The 21,246-nt window shown below is 63.1% G+C and carries 17 protein-coding genes and 1 other RNA gene; all 18 read left to right on the forward strand.

Translation table 11 applies throughout. The features are described from left to right. Window positions 1-12: 12 nt before the first annotated feature. The 18 genes from rnpB (at window position 13) to ftsZ (ending at window position 21,136) form a co-directional block, all read left to right on the forward strand. An RNA gene (rnpB, locus tag J2857_RS06770) (RNase P RNA component class A) lies at window positions 13-446 on the forward strand. Window positions 447-894: 448 nt separating this feature from the next. Then, a complete protein-coding gene (mraZ, locus tag J2857_RS06775; RefSeq protein ID WP_037087442.1) occupies window positions 895-1,329 on the forward strand; it encodes a division/cell wall cluster transcriptional repressor MraZ in 435 nt (144 codons plus the stop codon). A gap of 14 nt (window positions 1,330-1,343) precedes the next feature. After that, on the forward strand, window positions 1,344-2,369 hold the full coding sequence (rsmH, locus tag J2857_RS06780) for a 16S rRNA (cytosine(1402)-N(4))-methyltransferase RsmH (protein ID WP_210009266.1): 1,026 nt from the start codon (window positions 1,344-1,346) through the stop codon (window positions 2,367-2,369). A gap of 3 nt (window positions 2,370-2,372) precedes the next feature. Then, entirely contained in the window at window positions 2,373-2,834 is a 462-nt protein-coding gene (gene ftsL / locus J2857_RS06785; RefSeq protein WP_210009268.1) for a cell division protein FtsL, read from the forward strand. Beyond that, complete coding sequence (locus tag J2857_RS06790) at window positions 2,834-4,576, forward strand: peptidoglycan D,D-transpeptidase FtsI family protein (protein WP_210009269.1); 1,743 nt, start codon at window positions 2,834-2,836, stop codon at window positions 4,574-4,576. The genes ftsL and J2857_RS06790 overlap by 1 nt, the downstream gene beginning before the upstream one ends. A gap of 59 nt (window positions 4,577-4,635) precedes the next feature. Then, window positions 4,636-6,096: a UDP-N-acetylmuramoyl-L-alanyl-D-glutamate--2,6-diaminopimelate ligase gene (locus tag J2857_RS06795; protein ID WP_210009270.1), complete on the forward strand. Its 1,461-nt coding sequence runs from the start codon at window positions 4,636-4,638 to the stop codon at window positions 6,094-6,096. Then, on the forward strand, window positions 6,093-7,523 hold the full coding sequence (locus tag J2857_RS06800) for a UDP-N-acetylmuramoylalanyl-D-glutamyl-2,6-diaminopimelate--D-alanyl-D-alanine ligase (RefSeq protein ID WP_210009271.1): 1,431 nt from the start codon (window positions 6,093-6,095) through the stop codon (window positions 7,521-7,523). Before J2857_RS06795 ends, J2857_RS06800 begins: the two co-directional genes overlap by 4 nt. Window positions 7,524-7,552: 29 nt before the next feature. After that, on the forward strand, window positions 7,553-8,656 hold the full coding sequence (gene mraY, locus J2857_RS06805) for a phospho-N-acetylmuramoyl-pentapeptide-transferase (RefSeq protein WP_210009272.1): 1,104 nt from the start codon (window positions 7,553-7,555) through the stop codon (window positions 8,654-8,656). A 7-nt stretch (window positions 8,657-8,663) separates the two neighbouring features. Then, the gene (gene murD / locus J2857_RS06810; RefSeq protein ID WP_210009273.1) at window positions 8,664-10,061 is read left to right on the forward strand and encodes a UDP-N-acetylmuramoyl-L-alanine--D-glutamate ligase; all 1,398 of its coding nucleotides are present in this window, start codon (window positions 8,664-8,666) and stop codon (window positions 10,059-10,061) included. A gap of 25 nt (window positions 10,062-10,086) precedes the next feature. Further along, entirely contained in the window at window positions 10,087-11,241 is a 1,155-nt protein-coding gene (gene ftsW, locus J2857_RS06815) for a putative lipid II flippase FtsW (RefSeq protein WP_210009274.1), read from the forward strand. A gap of 7 nt (window positions 11,242-11,248) precedes the next feature. Further along, complete coding sequence (gene murG, locus J2857_RS06820) at window positions 11,249-12,373, forward strand: undecaprenyldiphospho-muramoylpentapeptide beta-N-acetylglucosaminyltransferase (protein WP_210009275.1); 1,125 nt, start codon at window positions 11,249-11,251, stop codon at window positions 12,371-12,373. Beyond that, entirely contained in the window at window positions 12,370-13,779 is a 1,410-nt protein-coding gene (gene murC / locus J2857_RS06825) for a UDP-N-acetylmuramate--L-alanine ligase (protein WP_210009277.1), read from the forward strand. Before murG ends, murC begins: the two co-directional genes overlap by 4 nt. Before the next feature lie 3 nt (window positions 13,780-13,782). Next, window positions 13,783-14,757 carry a UDP-N-acetylmuramate dehydrogenase gene (gene murB, locus J2857_RS06830; RefSeq protein WP_210009279.1) on the forward strand — a complete coding sequence of 325 codons (975 nt, stop codon included), beginning with the start codon at window positions 13,783-13,785 and terminating at the stop codon, window positions 14,755-14,757. Between the two features lie 272 nt (window positions 14,758-15,029). Then, the gene (aqpZ, locus tag J2857_RS06835) at window positions 15,030-15,731 is read left to right on the forward strand and encodes an aquaporin Z (protein WP_210009280.1); all 702 of its coding nucleotides are present in this window, start codon (window positions 15,030-15,032) and stop codon (window positions 15,729-15,731) included. 349 nt (window positions 15,732-16,080) lie between these two features. Further along, complete coding sequence (locus tag J2857_RS06840) at window positions 16,081-17,007, forward strand: D-alanine--D-alanine ligase (protein WP_210009281.1); 927 nt, start codon at window positions 16,081-16,083, stop codon at window positions 17,005-17,007. Then, a complete protein-coding gene (locus J2857_RS06845; RefSeq protein WP_210009282.1) occupies window positions 16,995-17,927 on the forward strand; it encodes a cell division protein FtsQ/DivIB in 933 nt (310 codons plus the stop codon). The genes J2857_RS06840 and J2857_RS06845 overlap by 13 nt, the downstream gene beginning before the upstream one ends. Beyond that, window positions 17,924-19,255: a cell division protein FtsA gene (ftsA, locus tag J2857_RS06850; RefSeq protein WP_037087410.1), complete on the forward strand. Its 1,332-nt coding sequence runs from the start codon at window positions 17,924-17,926 to the stop codon at window positions 19,253-19,255. Before J2857_RS06845 ends, ftsA begins: the two co-directional genes overlap by 4 nt. 87 nt (window positions 19,256-19,342) lie before the next feature. Beyond that, window positions 19,343-21,136, forward strand: a complete 1,794-nt coding sequence (ftsZ, locus tag J2857_RS06855; RefSeq protein WP_210009283.1) for a cell division protein FtsZ — start codon at window positions 19,343-19,345, stop codon at window positions 21,134-21,136. Window positions 21,137-21,246 lie beyond the last annotated feature (110 nt).

Raw genomic sequence — 21,246 nt, forward strand, 5'->3', positions numbered from 1 at the left:
ATGGACCGCCTGCCAGTTGGCCGGGCAGCCGCGCTTTACCAATGCCGAAAGGCGGTAGGGTGAGGAAAGTCCGGGCTCCACGGAAACACGGTGCCGGATAACGTCCGGCGGGGGCGACCCTAGGGAAAGTGCCACAGAAAGGAAACCGCCCCGCCTGCTGTACCGCTTCGACAAAGCGGCAGAGCTGGCGGGGTAAGGGTGAAAGGGTGGGGTAAGAGCCCACCGCGCTTCTGGTAACAGCGGCGGCAAGGTAAACCCCACCGGGAGCAAGACCGAATAGGGATGACGCGGGCCGCGTGAAAACGTGGCTGCAGCCTGTTTCCGGGCCAGTCATCCGGGTGGGTTGCGTGAGGCGATATGCAAATATCGTCCCAGATGAATGGCTGCCACGTTCCGGTGCTTGCATCGGGGCCATACAGAACCCGGCTTACAGGCCAACTGGCGTTTTCCCCTTCCTCGCGATTCTGTGTACGCCTGCCAGATACGAGGCAGGCGTCGCAGGCGGCCCATTTTGGGGCCTTGTCTTTTATATGAGGAATTTTGAAAGCTGTTTGATTTTCCGCAGCTTACTGGGTGTCCCAAATCGACTTGCCGGGCACTGCCAAGGCGGTTTCTTCGCTTCCCCTAATAACCCTTTGTTAAACTTAACAGCTTATAAATAAATCCTATCTGGGAGTGGCTAGCGGGGCTTCTCCCATTGACGCCCATATGGTCCCATGGTATCCCAAAATCGCACTGCACAAGGGCGAATGAGCGCCCGCCAATCCCAGAGTTTCGGTCGTTCTGCGGCCGGGCGGTTATCCGCCCATCCGGACGGCGAAGCTGTGTTTGGTGTGGTGCTAACCGGCGGACGGGCTTCCGTCTTGAGCCATAACGAGGCGGATGTTTGGCGTGATGAGCCGCTTCCTGTCGAATGCGACGAACAGGATCGATGCGAAGGGGCGGGTTTCCGTTCCGGCGAGTTTTCGTTCGGTCCTTTCGGAGCGTGGGATCCAGGAGCTTTATTGCCTCCAGGATTTCACCTATCCGGCGATCAGCGTCGGCGGGCCGGATCTGCTCGATCGTTACGAGCGGCAGATCGCTTCCGTCGATCCGTTTTCGCCGGAAGCGAACCGGATGTCGCTGCTGGTTCACGGTGGCGGCGTCTTCATGCGGCTCGATGCGGAGGGCCGGCTGATGGTCACGGATTTCATCCGCGACTTCACGGGAATCAGCTCGGACATCACCTTCGTTGGGCGCTCGGATCATTTTCAACTTTGGCAGCCGCAGGCGTTTCACGAGGCGCAGGCGGCGGCGAGAGAGGGGCGCTTCGGTTCGCGCCCCGCGTAAGACAGGGGAACGGAATGGCGGCGAATCCAGGCGACGGAACAACCGAGCCCGAAGGCGGACCGGTTCGTCACATTCCGGTTCTTCTGAAGGAAGTCCTCGAGGCGCTCGAGCCCCGGGCCGACAAGGTCATTCTCGACGGCACGTTCGGGGCGGGCGGCTACACATCCGCGATCCTTGCCGCGGATGCCGAGGTGATCGCGCTCGATCGCGATCCGAATGCGATCGCCGCCGGCAAGGCGCTGGTCGATGCCCACAAGGGGCGCCTCAGCCTCATTCACTCGCAGTTTTCCAACCTTGCCGATCACGCGCCGGAGGGCGGGCTTGATGGCGTCGTGCTCGATATCGGCGTCTCTTCGATGCAGATCGACGAGGCCGACCGCGGCTTCTCCTTTCAGCGCAATGGTCCGCTCGACATGCGGATGTCTTCGAGCGGCGTTTCGGCGGCCGATGTCGTCAATCGCGCCAAGGTTGGCGATCTCGCCCGCATCTTCGGTTTCCTCGGCGAGGAAAAGCAGTCGGGCCGCATCGCCCGCGCCATCGAGAAGCGCCGCCTCACCGAGCCGTTCACCACCACGCGCGAGCTCGCCAATCTCATCGAGACCGTCAACCCGCGCAAGGCCAAGGACAAGATCCATCCGGCGACCCGCGTCTTCCAGGCGCTGCGCGTCTTCGTCAATGATGAGCTCGGCGAGCTGGCCGGGGCACTGTTTGCCGCCGAGCGGGCTTTGAAGCCGGGCGGTCGGCTTGTGGTCGTCACCTTTCATTCGCTCGAGGACAGGATCGTCAAGCAGTTCTTCGCCGACCGTTCCGGCAAGGCCTCCGGCTCGCGACACCTGCCGATGGTCGAGGCCAAGCCCGCGATCTTCGAACCCCTCGGCAAGTCGATGATCTCGGCGAGCGACGAGGAGGCGGAGCTCAATCCGCGCGCCCGTTCCGCCAAGCTTCGCGCCGGTATCCGGACGGAAGCCCCGCCGCGGGCCGCCGACATGTCGATATTCGATCTGCCCGATCTCGCCAGCCTCGCAAAGATGGGAGCCTGATACATGCTGCGTAGCTTCGATCTTGTCCTGATCGGCGTGATGACGGCGGCGGCCGTCGTCACCTATTCGATCAAGCACCGCGCCGATGAAAAGCTCAACGAGGTTCGCCGGCTGGAGTCCGAAATCAAGCTGGAGAAGGACACGATCGACCTGCTCAAGGCCGACTGGGCCCTGCTCACGCAGCCGAACCGCCTGCACCGGCTGATCAACGTCTACAGTTCCGAGCTGGCGCTGGCGCCGACCGAGACGACGCAGCTGGCGATGCCGAAGGAACTGCCGATGCCGAAGGCGCGGCTGCCGCAGCCCGAGACGACCATCGAGGACATCATCGCCGGCAAGAACAGCGAGGTTGCCGCCGCGCTGAAGGGGGTTGCCGCCGCCAAGGCCAAGCCCGCTCAGAAAATTCCTGTGCCGCTGCGGCGTGGTCCCATCGAAGTCATTTCCACAGGATCGGTGAAACGCTGATGTCTTTCCTGTCCCGCATCATGATCGTCAAGAGCCGCGCGCATTTTTCGTCCGGCAGCCGTGGCCGAAGCTCTGAAAAGGCGTCCTTCGAGGGGACCCGCAAGCGCAAGTCCGCCCAGGCAAAAAACCGCGTCGGTCTGCTGATCGCCGGCTTCACGGTCTTCTACTGCGTCATCGGCGGCCGCCTGATGCAATATGGCGTGGCACAGCCGCTGACGACGTCGAGCATCCTGCCGGCCGACCGGCTGCTGGCCTCGCGTCCCGACCTTGTCGACCGCAACGGCGCGGTTCTGGCGACCGACATCCGCACGGTTTCGCTGTTTGCCGAGCCCAACAAGATCATCGATGCCGACGAGGTGATCGAGAAGCTCGGGACGGTCCTGAACGATCTCGACGTCAAGGGCACCTATTCGAAACTGACCTCGAACTCGCGTTTCCAGTGGCTGCGCCGCCAGCTGACCCCGAAGCAGCAGAGCCAGATCCTGGCGCTCGGCATTCCGGGCATCGGTTTCCGGCCCGAGAAGCGCCGTTTCTATCCGGGCGGCCCGACGGCCGCGCATGTCGTCGGTTACGTCAACATCGACAACCGCGGCGTAGCCGGCATGGAGCGTTACGTCGATAATCAGGGCCTTGCGGATCTGGCGGCGGTCGGCATGACGTCCAGCCAGCCGCTGGAGCCGGTCAAGCTATCCATCGATCTGCGCGTCCAGTCCATCGTCCGCGAGGTGGTGACCGAGGCGATCGGCAAGTACAGCTCGATCGGGGCCGGCGCGGTTGTCCTCGACGTCCATACCGGCGAAATCGTCGCCATGGCGTCCGCGCCCGATTTCGATCCCAACAATCCGGCCGAGGGCGGCGAGGAGGGATGGTTCAACCGCATGTCGAACGGCACGTTCGAAATGGGCTCCACCTTCAAGTCCTTCACCATTGCCATGGGTCTCGATTCCGGCAAGGTGAACCTGCAGAGCATGTTCGACGCGCGGTTCCCGATCCGTATTGGCGGCTTCACCATCAAGGATTTCCACGGCAAGGGACGCATGCTGAGCGTTCCGGAAATCTTTCAGTATTCGTCCAATATCGGCACCGCCAAGATTGCCGATACGGTCGGCATCGAAGGCCACAAGGATTTCCTGACCAAGCTCGGCCTGCTGACGAAAATGCGTACCGAACTTCCGGAAGTCGCCACGCCGAGCCAGCCGCGGGAATGGAAGAAGATCAACTCGGTCACCATTTCCTTCGGCCACGGTGTCTCGACGACGCCGCTGCAGACGGCGGTCGCCGGTGCCGCGCTCGTCAACGGCGGAAAATACATCCCGCCGACCTTCCTGCCGCGCAACCGCGCGGAGGCCGACAAGATCGCGACCCAGGTGCTGAAGCCCTCGACCAGCAAGGACATGCGCTTCCTGTTCGAATGGAACGGCGTCAACGGATCGGGCAGAAATGCGCGCGTCGCGGGCTTCAACGTCGGCGGCAAGACGGGGACGGCAGACAAGGTCGTCAACGGGCGCTACGCCCACGACAAGAACTTCAACGCCTTCCTTGCCGCCTTCCCGATGGACAATCCGCAATACGTCGTGCTGACCTTCTGCGACGAGCCAAAGACCGAGAAGGGCAATGGCGCGGCTCTTGCCGCCACATCCGCCGCTCCGATGGTCAAGGAGATCATTACCCGGGCTGCGCCCATTCTCGGTGTGAAGCCGAAATTCGGCAATGACGGCTCTGCCCTGCTTGTGTCTTATTGAGCGATAACAACGTGGGCGGACGAATCGAGGGGACGACGCTCAGAATGGACAATCAGCCGATGAAATTGCGAGAACTCGCCGGACGAGACTTCCCGGAAATAGCCGACCTGATGGCTGGGCCGGCAGGTGATCTCGAGGTGACCGGTCTCACGTCCGACAGCCGCCAGGTAAAACCCGGCATGCTGTTTGCGGCACTTGCCGGTACCAAGTCGGACGGTTCGAGCTATATCGGCGATGCCGCCGCGCGCGGCGCGGTCGCGGCGATTGCGGGGCATGGGGCGGAGGCGGGCATTCCCGTCCTTGCTGTTTCCAATCCGCGCCGGCTGCTGGCGCTGGCCGCCGCCCGCTTCTACGGTGCGCAGCCGGAAACCATGGTCGCTGTCACCGGCACCGCCGGCAAGACGTCGGTCGCTTCCTTCACTCGCCAGATCTGGGCGCATGCCGGCCATCCTGCTGCCCAGATCGGCACGACCGGTGTCGTTTCCCCGACCCGCAACGATTACGGAACGCTGACCACGCCGGATCCGGTCGAACTGCAGCAGCTGCTGGCGGAACTGGCTGCCGAAGGCGTCACCCATGCCGCGATGGAGGCTTCCAGTCATGGCCTCGACCAGTGCCGGATCGACGGCGTGCGTCTTTCCGCGGCCGGTTTCACCAACCTTGGCCGCGACCACATGGATTACCATCCGACGATCGAGAGCTATATGGCCGCCAAGATGCGGCTTTTCGATACGCTGATGCCGAAGGGCTCGCCGGCCGTCATCTTCGCTGATGACGCCTGGTCGGAAGAAGCGATGCGGGTGGCGACGGTTGCCGACCTCGACGTCCGCACGGTCGGCCGAAGGGGCGATTATATCTGCCTCAAGCGGGTCGAGCATTTCCGCCACAAGCAGATGGCCGAGATCCATATCGGCGACCAGATCTTCGAAGTCGATATTCCGCTGGCCGGCGATTTCCAGGTGGCGAACGCGCTTGTCGCGGCAGGGCTTGCCATGTCGACCGGGGTTCCGGCCGCCGTCGCCATGGCCGCGCTCGAAAAGCTGGTCGGCGCCTCGGGTCGCCTCGAACTGGTCGGCCAGACAAAGGACGGCGCGCTTGCCTATGTGGATTATGCCCACAAGCCGGACGCGCTGGAAAACGTGCTGACATCCGTCCGGCCCTTCACGACCGGCCGCGTCATCGTGGTGTTCGGCTGCGGCGGCGACCGGGACAAGGGCAAGCGGCCGATCATGGGTGACGTGGCGACGAGGCTCGCCGATATCGTCATCGTTACCGACGACAATCCGCGCTCCGAGGTTCCCGAAGTCATTCGTTCCGAGATTCTGGCGGCTGCTCCGGGCGCAATCGAGATCGGCGATCGGGCGAACGCGATCCGCGAGGCAGTCAATATGCTGCAGTCGGGCGATACGTTGATCGTTGCGGGCAAGGGCCATGAACACGGCCAGACGATCGGCACCACGGTCCTGCCGTTTTCCGATCACGTCGAAGTCCGCAAGGCTTTGGAGGAGCTGAAATCGTGAGCTGGTTATGGACCTCGGAGGATTTGACGTCTGCCATGGGCGGCCGGCCGATCGGTGCGCTTCCGGCGGGCATTACCGGTATTTCGATCGACAGCCGCTCCATCGGCCAGGACGAGGCTTTCTTCGCCATCAAGGGCGACCGCGTCGACGGTCATGACTATGCAAGCCTCGCCGTCGCCAACGGCGCGACGCTGATCGTCGTCAACGAAGCGAAACTGCCCGCACTTGGCAAGCTGAGCGTGCCGATGATCGTCGTCGAAGACGTGCTTGCCGCCCTTGGAAAACTGGCGCTCGCCGCGCGCGAACGCAGCAGAGCCCGTATCGTTGCGGTGACTGGTTCGGTCGGCAAGACAACCACCAAGGAAATGCTGCGTCATGCGCTGGCGCCCTCTGGAAAGGTGCATGCCGCCGTCGCATCGTTCAACAATCACTGGGGCGTGCCGCTGACGCTTGCCCGCATGCCGGCGGATATCGATTTCGGCGTCTTCGAGATCGGCATGAACCATCCCGACGAGATCCGCCCGCTGGTGAAGATGGTGCGCCCGCATGTGGCGATCATCACCACGATCGCGGCAGCCCACCTCGGGCATTTCAAGAACCTCGAAGAGATCGCCGCCGCCAAGGCCGAGATCTTCGAAGGCCTGGAGCCTGGCGGTTCTGCGATCCTCAATCGCGACATCAAGCAGTTCGGCTTTCTTCAGAAGAAGGCGCAGGAAGCGGGTGTCTCGCATATCCACACCTTCGGCCAGCATGCCAAGGCGGATTTCCGGTTGGCGGATTTCGAAGGCAATGCCGAGAACTCGGTCGTCTGGGCGGTGCTGAACGGCGAGACGTCGGAAGTCCATATCGGCGCTCCCGGCCGACACATCGCCGAGAACGCCATGGCTGTCCTCGGCGCCTGCCTGCTGGTCGGCGCGGACATGGCCGGCGCCACGGCGGCGCTTGCGGCGCTGAAGCCGGTCAAGGGCAGGGGCGAACGCCACCGGCTCGGTATCGGCGAGGGTCATCTGACGCTGATCGACGAGAGCTACAACGCCAACCCGGCCTCGATGCGGGCGGCGATCGCGCTTCTCGCATCCTCGGTGCCGGAACTGACCGGCCGGCGGATCGCGGTCCTCGGCGACATGCTGGAAATGGGCGAATTTTCGGCCAAGGTGCATGAGGACCTGGCAGGTCCGCTGCTTGCCGCCGGCATAGAACATGTCTGGCTCGCAGGAAAAGAAATGGCGGCACTCAAGGAATCGCTGCCGGGAAACGTCCAAGTGACGTATTTCGAAAAAACGGCGGATCTCGCCGATTACGCGGTGCGGTCGGTGATGCCGGGCGACGTGGTGATGGTGAAATCTTCGCTTGGTATCGGTTTCGGCAAGATCGTGGCCGCGCTTATTGACAACTACCCGGCATTCTCCGACACGGAGCGCCACTAATTGAGACGGGCTTCTGGAAAGGGCGCTGAATGCTGATCTGGCTTGTGGAACTGGCGGACAAAGTCCAATTTTTCAACCTGTTCCGGTACATCACCTTCAGGACGGGCGCTGCGCTCTTCACGTCTGCGCTGATCGTCTTCCTGTTCGGGCCGATGATCATCGCGTCGCTTCGCCTGCGCCAGGGCAAGGGACAGCCGATCCGCGCCGACGGGCCGCAGACCCATTTCAAGAAGGCCGGTACGCCGACCATGGGCGGCCTGATGATCCTCGCTGGCATCGTCGGCGGCTCGCTGCTCTGGGCCGACCTTTCCAACGTCTATGTGGTCGCGACCCTGCTCGTGACGCTCGGTTTCGGCGCGATCGGCTTCTATGACGACTATCTGAAAGTCACCAAGCAGACCGACAAGGGCTTTTCCGGCAAGGCGCGTCTCGGCATCGAGTTCTTGATCGCCGGCATTGCGGTCTTCTTCATGATGCGGGTGGCGCTCACGACCGGCCAGTCGAGCAATCCGACGCTCGGCACTTCTATCGCCTTCCCTTTCTTCAAGGACCTGTTCATCAATCTCGGCATCTTCTTCGTACTGTTCGGCGGTTTCGTCATCGTTGCGGCCGGCAATGCTGTGAACCTGACGGACGGGCTCGACGGGCTGGCGATCGTGCCGGTCATGATCGCCGCGGCCTCGTTCGGCATCATCGCCTATCTCGCCGGCAACGCGGTATTTGCGGGATACCTGCAGATCAATTTCGTGCCCGGTACCGGCGAGCTTGCGGTTATCCTCGGCGCGGTGATCGGGGCGGGTCTCGGTTTCCTGTGGTTCAATGCACCGCCTGCCGCGATTTTCATGGGCGATACCGGTTCTCTGGCGCTCGGCGGCCTGATCGGCTCCGTCGCGGTTGCCACAAAGCACGAGATCGTCATGGCGATCGTCGGTGGCCTTTTCGTCATGGAGACTCTGTCTGTCATCATCCAGGTCGGTTTCTTCAAGATGACCGGCCGGCGCGTTTTCCTGATGGCGCCGATCCATCACCATTTCGAAAAACTCGGCTGGACGGAAAGCCAGGTGGTGATCCGTTTCTGGATCATCGCCGTCGGCCTTGCCATGCTCGGCCTTTCGACGCTCAAGCTGCGGTGATGCGGGGATGATCGCAGTCACCACATTCAAGGACAAGCCGGTCGCGCTGTTCGGCCTCGGCGGCTCGGGCCTCGCGACCGCCAAGGCGCTCGTCGCGGGCGGCGCCCAGGTCGTCGCCTGGGACGACAATCCCGACAGCGTCGCCAAGGCCGCGGCCGAGGGGATCGCGACCGCCGACCTGCGCGTCATCGACTGGTCTGTGCAGGCCGCCTTCGTTCTGTCGCCGGGCGTGCCGCTCACCCATCCTAAACCTCATTGGAGCGTCGATCTCGCCCACGCCGCCGGCGTCGAGATCATCGGCGATGTCGAGCTTTTCGTGCGCGAGCGCCGGGCGCGTGCACCCGATTGCCCGTTCATTGCGATTACCGGCACCAACGGAAAATCCACCACCACGGCGCTGATTGCCCACATTCTGAGGTCCAGCGGTCGCGACACGCAGCTCGGCGGCAATATCGGCACGGCGATCTTAACGCTCGACCCACCCAAGGATCAGCGCTTCTTCGTCGTCGAATGTTCGTCCTACCAGATCGATCTGGCTCCGACGCTCAATCCGACCGCAGGCATTCTTTTGAACCTCACGCCCGACCATCTCGACCGCCACGGCACCATGCAGCACTATGCCGACGTCAAGGAACGCCTCGTCGCCGGGAGCAGGACGGCAGTGATCGGTGTCGATGATTCCTTCTGCGCCCTGATTGCCGACCGCGTCGAACGGACCGGCGTTACGGTCAAGCGGATTTCCAAGCGCGTCGTCGTTGCCGACGGTGTTTATGCCGAGGGCAGCCGGATCATCGAGGCGCATGGCGGAGTTGCGTCGCAGCTCGTCGATCTCGACGGCATCCAGACGCTGAAAGGCAGCCACAACGCCCAGAATGCCGCGGCGGCAATCGCGGCCTGCCTGGCTGTCGGCATTTCGAGGGATGAGATCCGTGCGGGGCTGAAATCCTTTCCCGGCCTCAAGCATCGCATGCAGCCGGTCGGCCGCCGGGTGCAGGTGGTGTTCGTCAACGATTCGAAGGCGACCAATGCGGATGCGGCGGCGCCGGCGCTCTCCAGCTACGAGCGGATCTACTGGATTGCCGGCGGTCTGCCAAAGGAGGGCGGCATAGTCAGCCTCGCTCCACTCTTCCCGCGTATCGTCAAGGCCTATCTGATCGGAGAAGCCGCACCGGCATTCGCGGCGACGCTTGGCGAGGCGGTGCCCTACGAGATTTCGGGCACGCTCGAGAAAGCGGTCGCGCATGCCGCGGCGGATGCGAGCGCCGATACGACACCGTCCGCGGTGATGTTGTCGCCGGCCTGCGCCAGCTTCGATCAGTTCAAGAATTTCGAGGTTCGCGGCGATGCCTTTGTCGGTCATGTCGCGGGCCTCGATGGCGTCACGATGTTGGTCGATTTGGATTGATCGAGACGGAAAAGGGGAACGACAGATGGTAAGCCGCGCAGACCGTGGGCCGCTCGCAGACTGGTTCTGGACGATCGACCGTTTCTTCCTCGTCGCCTTCGTGCTTTTGATGGGGGTCGGCTTCATGCTCTCCTTCGCCGCCTCGCCGGCGGTGGCGGAGCGGATCGGCCTCGACAGCTTCCACTTCGTCGAGCGTCACGCGCTCTTCCTGCTGCCGTCGCTGGTGGTGATGGTCGGCCTGTCCTTCCTGACGCCGCGGCAGGTGCGCCGGACCGCGATCGTGCTGCTGATCATCTCGCTGACGCTGATGGTGCTGGCACTGTTCTTCGGCGTCGAGGTCAAGGGATCTCGGCGGTGGATCGGCGTTGGCATGTTCTCCATCCAACCGTCGGAATTCATGAAGCCGGCCTTCGTGGTTGTCTGCGCCTGGCTGTTCGCCGAGCACGCGCGGCAGCCGGAAATCCCCGGCAATCTCTTCGCCATCATCCTGTTCGGCATCGTCGCGGCCCTGCTCGTCGCCCAGCCCGATCTTGGCCAGACCATTTTGACGAGCGTCGTCTGGGGCGGCATGTTCTTCATGGCCGGCATGCCCTGGCTGTGGATCGTGCTGCTCGGCGGCGTGGGCGCCGGCGGCATCGTCACCGCCTATTACATGCTGCCGCACGTCACCGCCCGTTTCGACAAGTTCCTGACCGGCGAGGGCGACCGTTTCCAGATCGAGACCGCGCATGAAGCCATCCTCCAGGGCGGCTGGTTCGGGCAGGGGCCGGGCGAGGGCATCGTCAAGCGCATCCTGCCGGACAGCCACACGGACTTCGTGTTCTCGGTTGCAGCCGAGGAATTCGGTATTATCTTCTGTATGGCACTGGTGGCGATCTTCGCCTTCATCGTGCTGCGCGGCCTGAACCACGCCTTCAAGGAGCGCAACGACTTCAACCGGTTCGCGGTCGCTGGCCTCGTCCTGCAGATCGGCATGCAGTCGCTCATCAATATCGGCGTCAATCTCGAACTCATGCCAGCCAAGGGCATGACGCTCCCCTTGATCTCCTATGGCGGCTCCTCGATGATCGCGATCTGCATCACAGCAGGCTTCATCCTGGCGCTCACCCGCCACCGTCCGGAGAAGCGAGCGCAAGAGCGGAGCCTGTTCCGGGTCGCCCAGGGCGTACCCGCGGAGTAAAAGTCCAATGACCAAGGGCATCATATTGCTTGCCGCCGGGGGAACCGGCGGTCATGTGTTTCCGGCAGAAGCGCTGGGACACGAACTGAGGGAGCGCGGTTATTCCGTGCATCTCGTCACCGACAGCCGGGCTGAACGTTATGCCGGCACCTTTCCGGCCGACGAAATCCATGTCGTTCCGTCCGCCACCTTCGGATCCAAGAACCCGATCGCGCTTGCCCGCACCGGCTGGAAGCTGTGGACGGGCCTGCGGGCCGCGCGCCGCCTGATCGGCCGGCTGAAGCCGCTCGCCGTCGTTGGTTTCGGCGGTTACCCGACCGTGCCGCCGCTGATGGCCTCGACGGCCATGGGCGTGCCGACGATGATCCATGAACAGAACGCCGTGATGGGCCGCGCCAACAAGGCGCTGGCCGCCAAGGTCCAGGCGATCGCCGGCGGTTTCCTGCCGGAGGGCGGCGGTCCCTATGCGGACAAGACGGTGACGACCGGCAACCCGGTGCGTCCTGCCGTGCTTGCGGCCTCCAACATCCCTTATGTGGCGTCCCGCGGCGATGATCCCTTCCGGCTGGTCGTGTTCGGCGGCAGCCAGGGCGCGCAGTTCTTCTCGTCGGCCGTGCCGACGGCGCTCAGCCTGCTCGACCAGGCCGAGCGTGACCGTGTCGTCGTCACCCAGCAGGCGCGTCCGGAAGACAAGGATCGGGTCAGTTCCTGTTTTGCGAAGCTGAAGGCGCCGGCCGATATTTCGTCGTTCTTTTCGGACATGGCCGAGCGGCTGGCGACGGCACATCTGGTCATCTGCCGCTCCGGTGCCTCTACGGTGTCGGAAATCGCGGTGATCGGCCGGCCGGCCATCCTCGTGCCTTACCCGCATGCTCTGGATCACGACCAGGCAGCGAATGCGCAGGCGCTGGTAGCGACCGGCGGCGCCAAGGTGGTGCAGCAGTCGGATCTGTCTCCGGAAAAGCTTGCCGCGATCATTTCGGGTGCGATGAAGGATCCGGACAAGCTCGAAAGAATGGCGGCAGCCGCCAAGTCCGCCGGACGGCCGAATGCCGCCGGCCTGCTCGCGGATCTGGTGGTGGCCATCGCCGAGCGGAAATCGATTTCGGAATTTAAGGGAGTGCATTCATGAAGATGCCGAAGGCCATCGGGCTCGTCCATTTCATCGGCATTGGCGGTATCGGCATGAGCGGTATCGCCGAGGTGCTGCACAATCTCGGCCACAAGGTCCAGGGTTCGGACCAGGCCGACGGCGCCAATGTCCAACGCCTTCGCGACAAAGGCATCCCGGTCTTCGTCGGTCATCAGGCCGAAAACATCGGGGACGCCGAGGTGGTCGTCGTCTCGACGGCCATCAAGAAGAACAATCCAGAACTGATGGCAGCGCGTGAAAAATCGCTGCCGATCGTGCGCCGGGCGGAAATGCTCGCGGAGCTGATGCGCTTCCGCAATGCGATCGCCATCGGCGGCACGCATGGCAAGACCACGACGACTTCTATGGTCGCGACGCTTCTGGAAGCCGGCAATCTCGATCCGACCGTCATCAACGGTGGCATCATCAACGCCTACGGCACCAATGCGCGCATGGGCGAGGGCGAGTGGATGGTGGTCGAGGCCGACGAATCGGACGGCACCTTCCTGAAGCTTCCCGCCGATGTCGCCGTGGTCACCAATATCGATCCCGAACATCTCGACCATTACGGCAATTTCGATGCGGTTCGCGCCGCCTTCCGGCAGTTCGTCGAAAACGTGCCGTTCTACGGTTTCGGCGTGCTCTGCCTCGACCATCCGGAAGTGCAGGCGCTGGTCGGCCGCATCGAGGACCGCAAGATCGTCACCTATGGCGAAAACCCGCAAGCCGACGCGCGTTTCTCGAATGTCCGCATGGAAGGCACCAAGTCGATCTTCGACGTGGAAATCCGCCGCCGTCGTACCGGCCGGGTGTTTCAGTTCAAGGACCTGGCCCTGCCGATGCCCGGCCGCCACAATATCTCCAATGCCACCGCGGCGATCGCGGTCGCCAACCGGCTCGGCATTTCGGAAGCGGATATCCGCAAGGGGCTTGCCAATTTCAGCGGCGTCAAGCGGCGCTTCACGTTGACCGGCACCTGGAACGGCGTGTCGATCTTCGACGACTACGGCCACCACCCGGTGGAGATCAAGGCAGTGCTGCGGGCGGCGCGCGAATCGTGCCAGGGCCGCATCATCGCCGTCCACCAGCCGCATCGTTACACGCGCCTTTCGAGCCTGTTCGAGGACTTCGCCAATTGCTTCAACGATGCCGACAGCATCCTCCTGGCGCCGGTCTATGCCGCGGGCGAGGAGCCGATCGAAGGCGCCAATTCGGAAGCCCTGGTTTCGCGCATCCGGTCGGGCGGTCATCGCGACGCACGATACATGGCATCACCGACGGAACTCGCTTCGATTGTATCGGGCATTGCGAAACCGGGTGATTTCGTGGTTCTTCTGGGGGCAGGCAATATCACGCAGTGGGCGGCAGCATTGCCGAAGGAACTGGAAAGCATATCGGGACGATAGGAAATGAAACAGGTGAATGGGGAAAAGCTTCTGGCGTCGTTGGGGGATGACGTCAACAAACTGCGCGGAAGGCTGACGCCGGACGCGCCGATGGATCGTGTCACCTGGTTCCAGGCCGGCGGACTCGCCGAACTGATGTTCCAGCCCCATGACGTCGATGATCTCGTGACCTTCCTGCAGATCCTGCCGGAGGAAGTACCGTTGACGGTGGTCGGAGTCGGTTCGAACCTGCTCGTCCGCGACGGCGGCATTCCCGGCATCGTTCTGCGCCTTTCGGCCAAGGGCTTTGGCGGGGTCGATCTTGTCGGCGAGAACCGGATCAAGGCCGGTGCGATCTGCCCCGACAAGCACATTGCGGCGATGGCGATGGACAATGGCATCGGCGGCTTCGCCTTCTATTACGGTATTCCCGGTTCGATCGGCGGCGCATTGCGGATGAATGCAGGCGCCAATGGCGGTGAGACGGCCGGGCGCGTCGTCGAAGTGCATGCCGTCGACCGCAAGGGCGTCAGCCATGTCTTCTCGGCTGCCGAGATGGGCTACAGCTACCGCCATTCATCGGTTCCGGCCGAGATGATCTTCACCCACGCGGTCTTCGAAGGGTATCCCGAGGAGCGGTCGAAGATCCGCGCCGAGATGGATGCCGTGCGCCAGCATCGCGAGACGGTACAGCCGATCAAGGAAAAGACCGGAGGCTCGACCTTCAAGAACCCGGAAGGCCATTCCGCGTGGAAGCTGATCGACGAGGCGGGCTGCCGCGGACTGGTCAGCGGCGGCGCACAGATGTCGTCGCTGCATTGCAATTTCATGATCAATATCGGCCATGCCAGCGGCTACGATCTGGAATATCTCGGCGAGACCATCCGCCAGCGGGTCTTCGAGCATTCCGGCATCAAGCTCGAATGGGAAATCAAGCGCCTCGGCATCTTCATGCCTGGCCGCGAGGTGAAACCGTTCCACGGCGTGACGAGCGAATGACAGGAGACCGGCCGGCAGGCTGAGGTGAAAGCATCCTGCGACGCGCCGATCACGCGTTCTCTGCGAAGATTCAAAAACGGAGATTTACGGCGGTTCTCTCACTTCTTGGTTTCATAAACCGGGCCAGAACCGCCGCCGTAATGTGAACCTGTTTTTCAGGACCTGCTTATTCATTGAGCATTCATGAGCGTGTATTGCATAATGATCCTGTCGTGAATGAGATTCGTGCCGAAAACCGGCAAGGTGCCGGGGCACGAGCAGGGGGATATCCAATGTTCAAAAAATTAACGGCCGAGTTCTTCGGCACTTTCTGGCTTGTCTTCGGTGGATGCGGCAGCGCGGTTCTGGCTGCTGCGTTCCCCGATCTCGGTATCGGTTTCGTCGGCGTCGCGCTCGCATTCGGCCTGACGGTGCTGACCATGGCCTATGCGGTCGGCGGTATTTCCGGCGGGCACTTCAATCCGGCGGTATCGGTGGGACTGACAGTTGCGGGCAGGTTCCCGGCATCCAGCCTCCTGGCCTATGTCGTCGCCCAGGTAGTGGGAGCCATTGTCGCGGCCCTGGTTCTTTATCTCATCGCCTCCGGCAAGGCTGGTTTCCAACTCGGCGGCTTTGCGTCCAACGGCTATGGCGAGCATTCGCCTGGCGGCTATTCGTTGACCTCCGCGCTGTTGATAGAACTGGTTCTGACCGGTTTCTTCATCTTCATCATTCTCGGCGCAACCGGGCCGAAGGCGCCGGCCGGGTTTGCTCCGATCGCAATCGGCCTTGCGCTGACGCTGATCCACCTGATCTCGATCCCGGTCACCAACACCTCCGTCAACCCTGCCCGTTCGACCGGTGTGGCGCTGATCGTCGGGGACTGGGCTCTCGGACAGCTTTGGCTTTTCTGGGCGGCTCCGATCGTAGGTGCCGTCCTCGGCGCGCTGGCGTGGAAGCTGGTGGACGATTCGGAAGAGCGGGCCGCAGCCTGATCTTAAGAAGAACGGCGCGTTCCGCCGACGTAAAAGAGCCCGCAAAGCCGAATGCTTCGCGGGCTTTTCTGTGTCTCGATCTCAGGAATCGCCCCCCCCGATTCGAGAGACCCGACCATCATCTTATTGCCGATCCGAATGTTGCCGCAAACTGCGCGTTAACATTCTGCGATTCGATTTTTCCTTTGTTTTCATGATTTTGGCTGCCCGGGTTAATCAAGGTAAACGGTTTGTTAACCATATTCGGGCACTAATGCAGGCATGCCTAACATCCGGCGGGAATCGTCTGGGAACAGGCTGGCGCAAGCGCCGTAGCTTAGAGTGTAGTCCTTTTTGGCGGGAGTGATTGATGGGCGACAAGCACGTGGCTGTTTTGATGGGAGGATTTTCCTCCGAGCGGCCTGTCAGCCTGTCCTCGGGCACTGCCTGTGCGGATGCTCTCGAAGGCGAAGGCTATCGCGTCACCCGCGTCGATGTCGGCCGGGATGTCGCGGCCGTTCTCTCGGATCTTCGGCCGGACGTTGCCTTCAATGCCTTGCACGGACCTTTCGGCGAGGACGGAACGATCCAGGGCATCCTCGAATACCTCGAGATTCCCTACACGCATTCCGGCGTGCTTGCCTCGGCGCTTGCCATGGATAAACACCAGGCCAAGCATGTCGCCAAGGCGTCCGGCATTCCTGTCGCCGAAGCCAAGGTCATGAGCCGCTTCGATATCGGCAGCGCCCATCCGATAAAGCCGCCCTATGTGGTGAAGCCGGTGCGCGAAGGGTCGTCCTTCGGTGTCGTGATCGTTCAGGAGAATCAGTCGCATCCGCCGCAGATCATCGGCTCGTCCGAATGGCGTTACGGCGATCGCGTCCTGGTCGAGCGTTATATCTATGGCCGCGAACTGACCTGCGGCGTGATGGGCGACGTGGCGCTTGGGGTTACCGAAGTGGTGCCGCTCAGCCACGCATTTTACGATTATGATGCGAAATATGCGGAGGGTGGTTCGAAACACGTCATCCCGGCGCAAATTTCACCGAATATTTACCAAAAGATTCAAACACTAGCGCTCAAGGCGCATCAGGCGATGGGCTGCCGTGGCGTCAGTCGCTCCGACTTCCGCTACGACGACCGGTTCTCCGAGAACGGCGAGGTTATCTGGCTGGAAATCAACACGCAGCCGGGCATGACCCCGACATCGCTGGTGCCCGAAATGGCCGGCCATGCCGGCCACTCGTTTGGTGAGCTCGTCCGTTGGATGGTGGAGGACGCTACGTGTTTGCGTTGATCGGCAGAAAGGCGGGTGGACCGCGTGGCCGTTCTCAGGCTCTTTATCTCGGTGCCGAAGAGCGCCGGGTGCTTCCGCGCCCGCTTCGCCGGGTGTTCCGCTTCTGCGTCAGCCTCGCCACAGGCCGCATCCATATCCCGGCCCATACCGGGACGGTTGCCGCTGCCGGCTTCTTCGCGGCGGTCGGTCTCTACGGCATGTCGCTTGGCGGTCACGGCCAGACGGTCGCCCAGGCGACCACGGCAGCAGTCGGCTTTGCGATCGAGGACGTCCGCGTCTCGGGCAACGACCAGACCTCCGAAATCGACATCCTGCAGCTTCTCGGCCTCGACGGCACGACCTCGCTTGTCGCCCTCGATATCGATTCGGCCCGCCGCAAGCTCTCGGCGCTTCCCTGGGTCCAGTATGCCGAAGTCCGCAAGATCTATCCGAAGACGATCGAGGTGATGCTGAAGGAACGTCAGGCCTTCGGCATCTGGCAGCATGGTTCCGAGCTGTCGCTGATTGAAAAGAACGGCAGCGTGATCGCGCCGCTGCGTGACAACAAGTTCGCCTCGCTGCCGCTCTTTGTCGGCCGCGATGCCGAGACGGCTGCATCCTCCTTCGAGGACGCCATGGCCGGCTGGCCGGAGCTGAAAAATCGCGTGAAGGCCTATGTCCGCATCGCCGGTCGCCGCTGGGATCTGCATCTCGACAATGGCGTCGTGCTGAAGCTGCCAGAAGCCAATGTCGCCAAGGCGCTGCGCGTGCTCGCACGGCTCGAAAAGGAGCAGGGCTTGCTGGAGCGCGATGTCGCCGCCGTCGATCTGAGGCTTGAGGATCGCACCACCATCCAGCTTACTCCCGGTGCCTTGGATCGCCGCAGAGAGGCGTTGGATGCGCGGACGAAGGCCCTGAAGAAATTGGGAGAGCAGTCTTGAGCGTATTCGGTTCATCCCATTTCGGTCTGCCGCGCATGAAGCCGCTGTCTTCCAAGCGCAGCCACGTCGTTTCGGTCCTCGATATCGGCTCTACCAAGGTGGTCTGCATGATCGCCCGGCTGACGCCGCGTCAGGAAAGCCAGGTTCTGCCCGGCCGCACCCACAATATCGAGATCATCGGCATCGGCCATCAGCGCTCGCGCGGTGTGAAGTCCGGCGTGATCGGCGATCTCGATGCCGCAGAAAGCGTCGTCCGTCTCGCGGTCGATGCCGCCGAACGCATGGCGGGGCTTACCGTCGACAGCCTGATCGTCAACGTTTCCGCCGGCCGCATCACCAGCGACGTCTATACCGCGACGATTGATCTCGGCGGCCAGGAAGTGGAAGAGGCCGATCTCAAGAAGGTTCTGATCGCGGCAAGCCAGCAGTCGCTGCGCCAGGATCGTGCCATCCTGCACTCGCTTCCGACCGGCTTCTCACTCGACGGCGAACGCGGTATCCGCGATCCGCTGGCGATGTTCGGCGACACACTCGGTGTCGACATGCACGTCGTGGCCGCCGAGCGCGCCACGCTGAAGAACCTCGAACTCTGCGTCAACCGTGCGCATCTCTCGGTCGAAGGAATGGTCGCGACGCCCTATGCGAGCGGCCTTGCGGCCCTGGTCGACGACGAAGTCGAACTCGGCTGTGCCGCGATCGACATGGGCGGCGGCACGACGACGATCTCGGTGTTTGCCGAGGGCAAGCTCGTCCATACGGATGCGATCAGCCTTGGCGGCCATCACGTGACGACCGACCTTGCCCGGGGGCTTTCGACCCGCATCGAGGATGCCGAGCGCATGAAGGTCGTGCACGGTTCGGCGCTCGCCAACGGTGGCGACGAGCGGGATGTGATCTCCGTTCCGCCGATCGGCGAGGACGATCGCGATCAGCCGACCCAGGTGCCGCGCTCGCTGGTCACCCGCATCGTGCAGGCGCGCATCGAAGAGACGCTGGAACTCATCCGCGACCGCATCCAGAAGTCGGGTTTCAGCCCGATCGTCGGCAAGCGCGTCGTGCTCACGGGTGGTGCCAGCCAGCTTACCGGCCTTTCGGAAACGGCGCGCCGCATCCTGGCACGCAATGTCCGGATCGGCCGCCCGATGGGTGTCTCGGGCCTGCCGACGGCAGCCAAGGGACCGGCCTTTTCGACGGCAGTCGGGCTGATGATCTATCCGCAGGTCGCGGATCTCGAAACACACGCTTCGCAGAGCGGCCTGATGGCCACGCTGGGAAGCGGGAATGGCCGCCTGGCCCGCGTGGGGCAGTGGTTGAAGGAAAGTTTTTGATGTGAGGGCTTCGCCCGCCCGCATCGGAGCAGAGTTGTAATGAATTGGCCGGCGGCGATGCGGCCAGCAAAAGAAGGAACTGGTGCAATGACCATCAAGCTGCAGAAGCCTGATATCACGGAATTGAAGCCGCGGATTACCGTATTCGGCGTCGGTGGCGGCGGCGGTAACGCCGTCAACAACATGATTACCGCAGGCCTCGAAGGCGTCGACTTCGTCGTTGCCAATACCGACGCCCAGGCGCTGACCATGACCAAGGCCGAACGCATCATTCAGATGGGCGCCCGGGTCACCGAAGGTCTCGGCGCTGGTTCGCAGCCGGAAGTCGGCCGCGCCGCCGCGGAAGAATGCCTCGACGAAATCGTCGATCACCTGCACGGCACGCATATGTGCTTCGTCACCGCCGGCATGGGCGGCGGCACAGGCACGGGTGCTGCGCCGGTCGTCGCGCAGGCCGCCCGCTCCAAGGGCATCCTGACCGTCGGCGTCGTCACCAAGCCGTTCCACTTCGAAGGCCAGCGCCGCATGCGGCTTGCCGAATCGGGTATCCAGGAACTGCAGAAGTCGGTCGACACGCTGATCGTCATTCCGAACCAGAACCTCTTCCGCATCGCCAATGACAAGACGACCTTCGCCGATGCATTCGCGATGGCCGACCAGGTTCTTTATTCCGGCGTCGCCTGCATTACCGACCTGATGGTCAAGGAAGGCCTGATCAACCTCGACTTCGCCGACGTCCGCTCGGTGATGCGCGAGATGGGTCGTGCGATGATGGGTACCGGCGAAGCATCCGGCCCGGGCCGCGCCATGCAGGCCGCCGAAGCCGCCATCGCCAACCCGCTGCTCGACGAGACCTCGATGAAGGGCGCCCAGGGCCTCCTGATCTCGATCACCGGCGGCCGCGACCTGACGCTGTTCGAAGTCGACGAAGCTGCGACCCGCATCCGCGAAGAAGTCGATCCGGATGCGAACATCATCCTCGGCGCGACCTTCGACGAAGCGCTCGAAGGCCTGATTCGCGTATCGGTCGTCGCGACCGGCATCGATCGCGCCGCCGGCGCCGTCGACATCCGTGCCGCCGAAATGCGCGCCGCCACGAAGCCGATCATCCGCCCGTCAGCGGCCATTGCTCCGGCTCCGGTTGCCGCTCAGCCGGCTCCGGTCATGCAGGCAGCCCCGGCTCCGAAGCCGTTCGTCGATCCGATCGCCGAGACGATCCGCATGGCGGAAGCCGAAATGGAACGCGAACTCGCTATCGCTGAACCGCAGCACCAGCATGCGGCCCCGGCACCTCAGCCGGTCGCTCCGCAGCCGATCATGCATCAGCAGGAAGAGTTCCGTCCGCAGAGCCGCATCTTCGCAGCGGCTCCGGCCGAAGCACCGGCTCCGGTCATGAGCCGCCCGGCTCCGGCCCCGCAGCCGGCCCCGGTTCATCATCACGTGCAGCAGCCCGCTCCGGCGATGAGCCAGCCGGCTCCGCGCCCGGCGCAGCCGGTCTACCGCGAGCCGATGGCGCCTTCGATGTCGCAGGTGGTCGAACCGGTTCGCATGCCGAAGGTCGAGGATTTCCCGCCGGTCGTGAAGGCCGAAATGGATCGTCGCGCCCAGCCCGTGAGCCATGTGCAGGAAGAGCGCGGCCCGATGGGTCTCCTGAAGCGGATCACCAACTCGCTTGGCCGCCGCGAAGAGGAAGAGCCTGCTCACATCGAGCCGGCGGCACCGGCTCCGGCCCCGCAGCAGCGCCGTCCGCTGTCGGCCGAAGCAAGCCTCTATGCGCCGCGCCGCGGCAATCTCGACGATCATGGACGTGCGGTTCCGCAGGCCCATCACGAGGAAGACCAGCTCGAAATTCCGGCCTTCCTGCGCCGCCAGTCGAACTGAGTTAAAGACGGTCACGAAATGTGAAGAAGGCCCGGATCACGCATCCGGGCCTTCGCTCGTTTTATCAATCAACACGCAGGGTTAACAACGTAACAATCCGAAATGAACAG

Origin of the sequence: Neorhizobium galegae (assembly GCF_017877055.1) — a bacterium.
In the GTDB taxonomy this organism is placed as follows: Bacteria; Pseudomonadota; Alphaproteobacteria; order Rhizobiales; family Rhizobiaceae; genus Neorhizobium; species Neorhizobium galegae_D.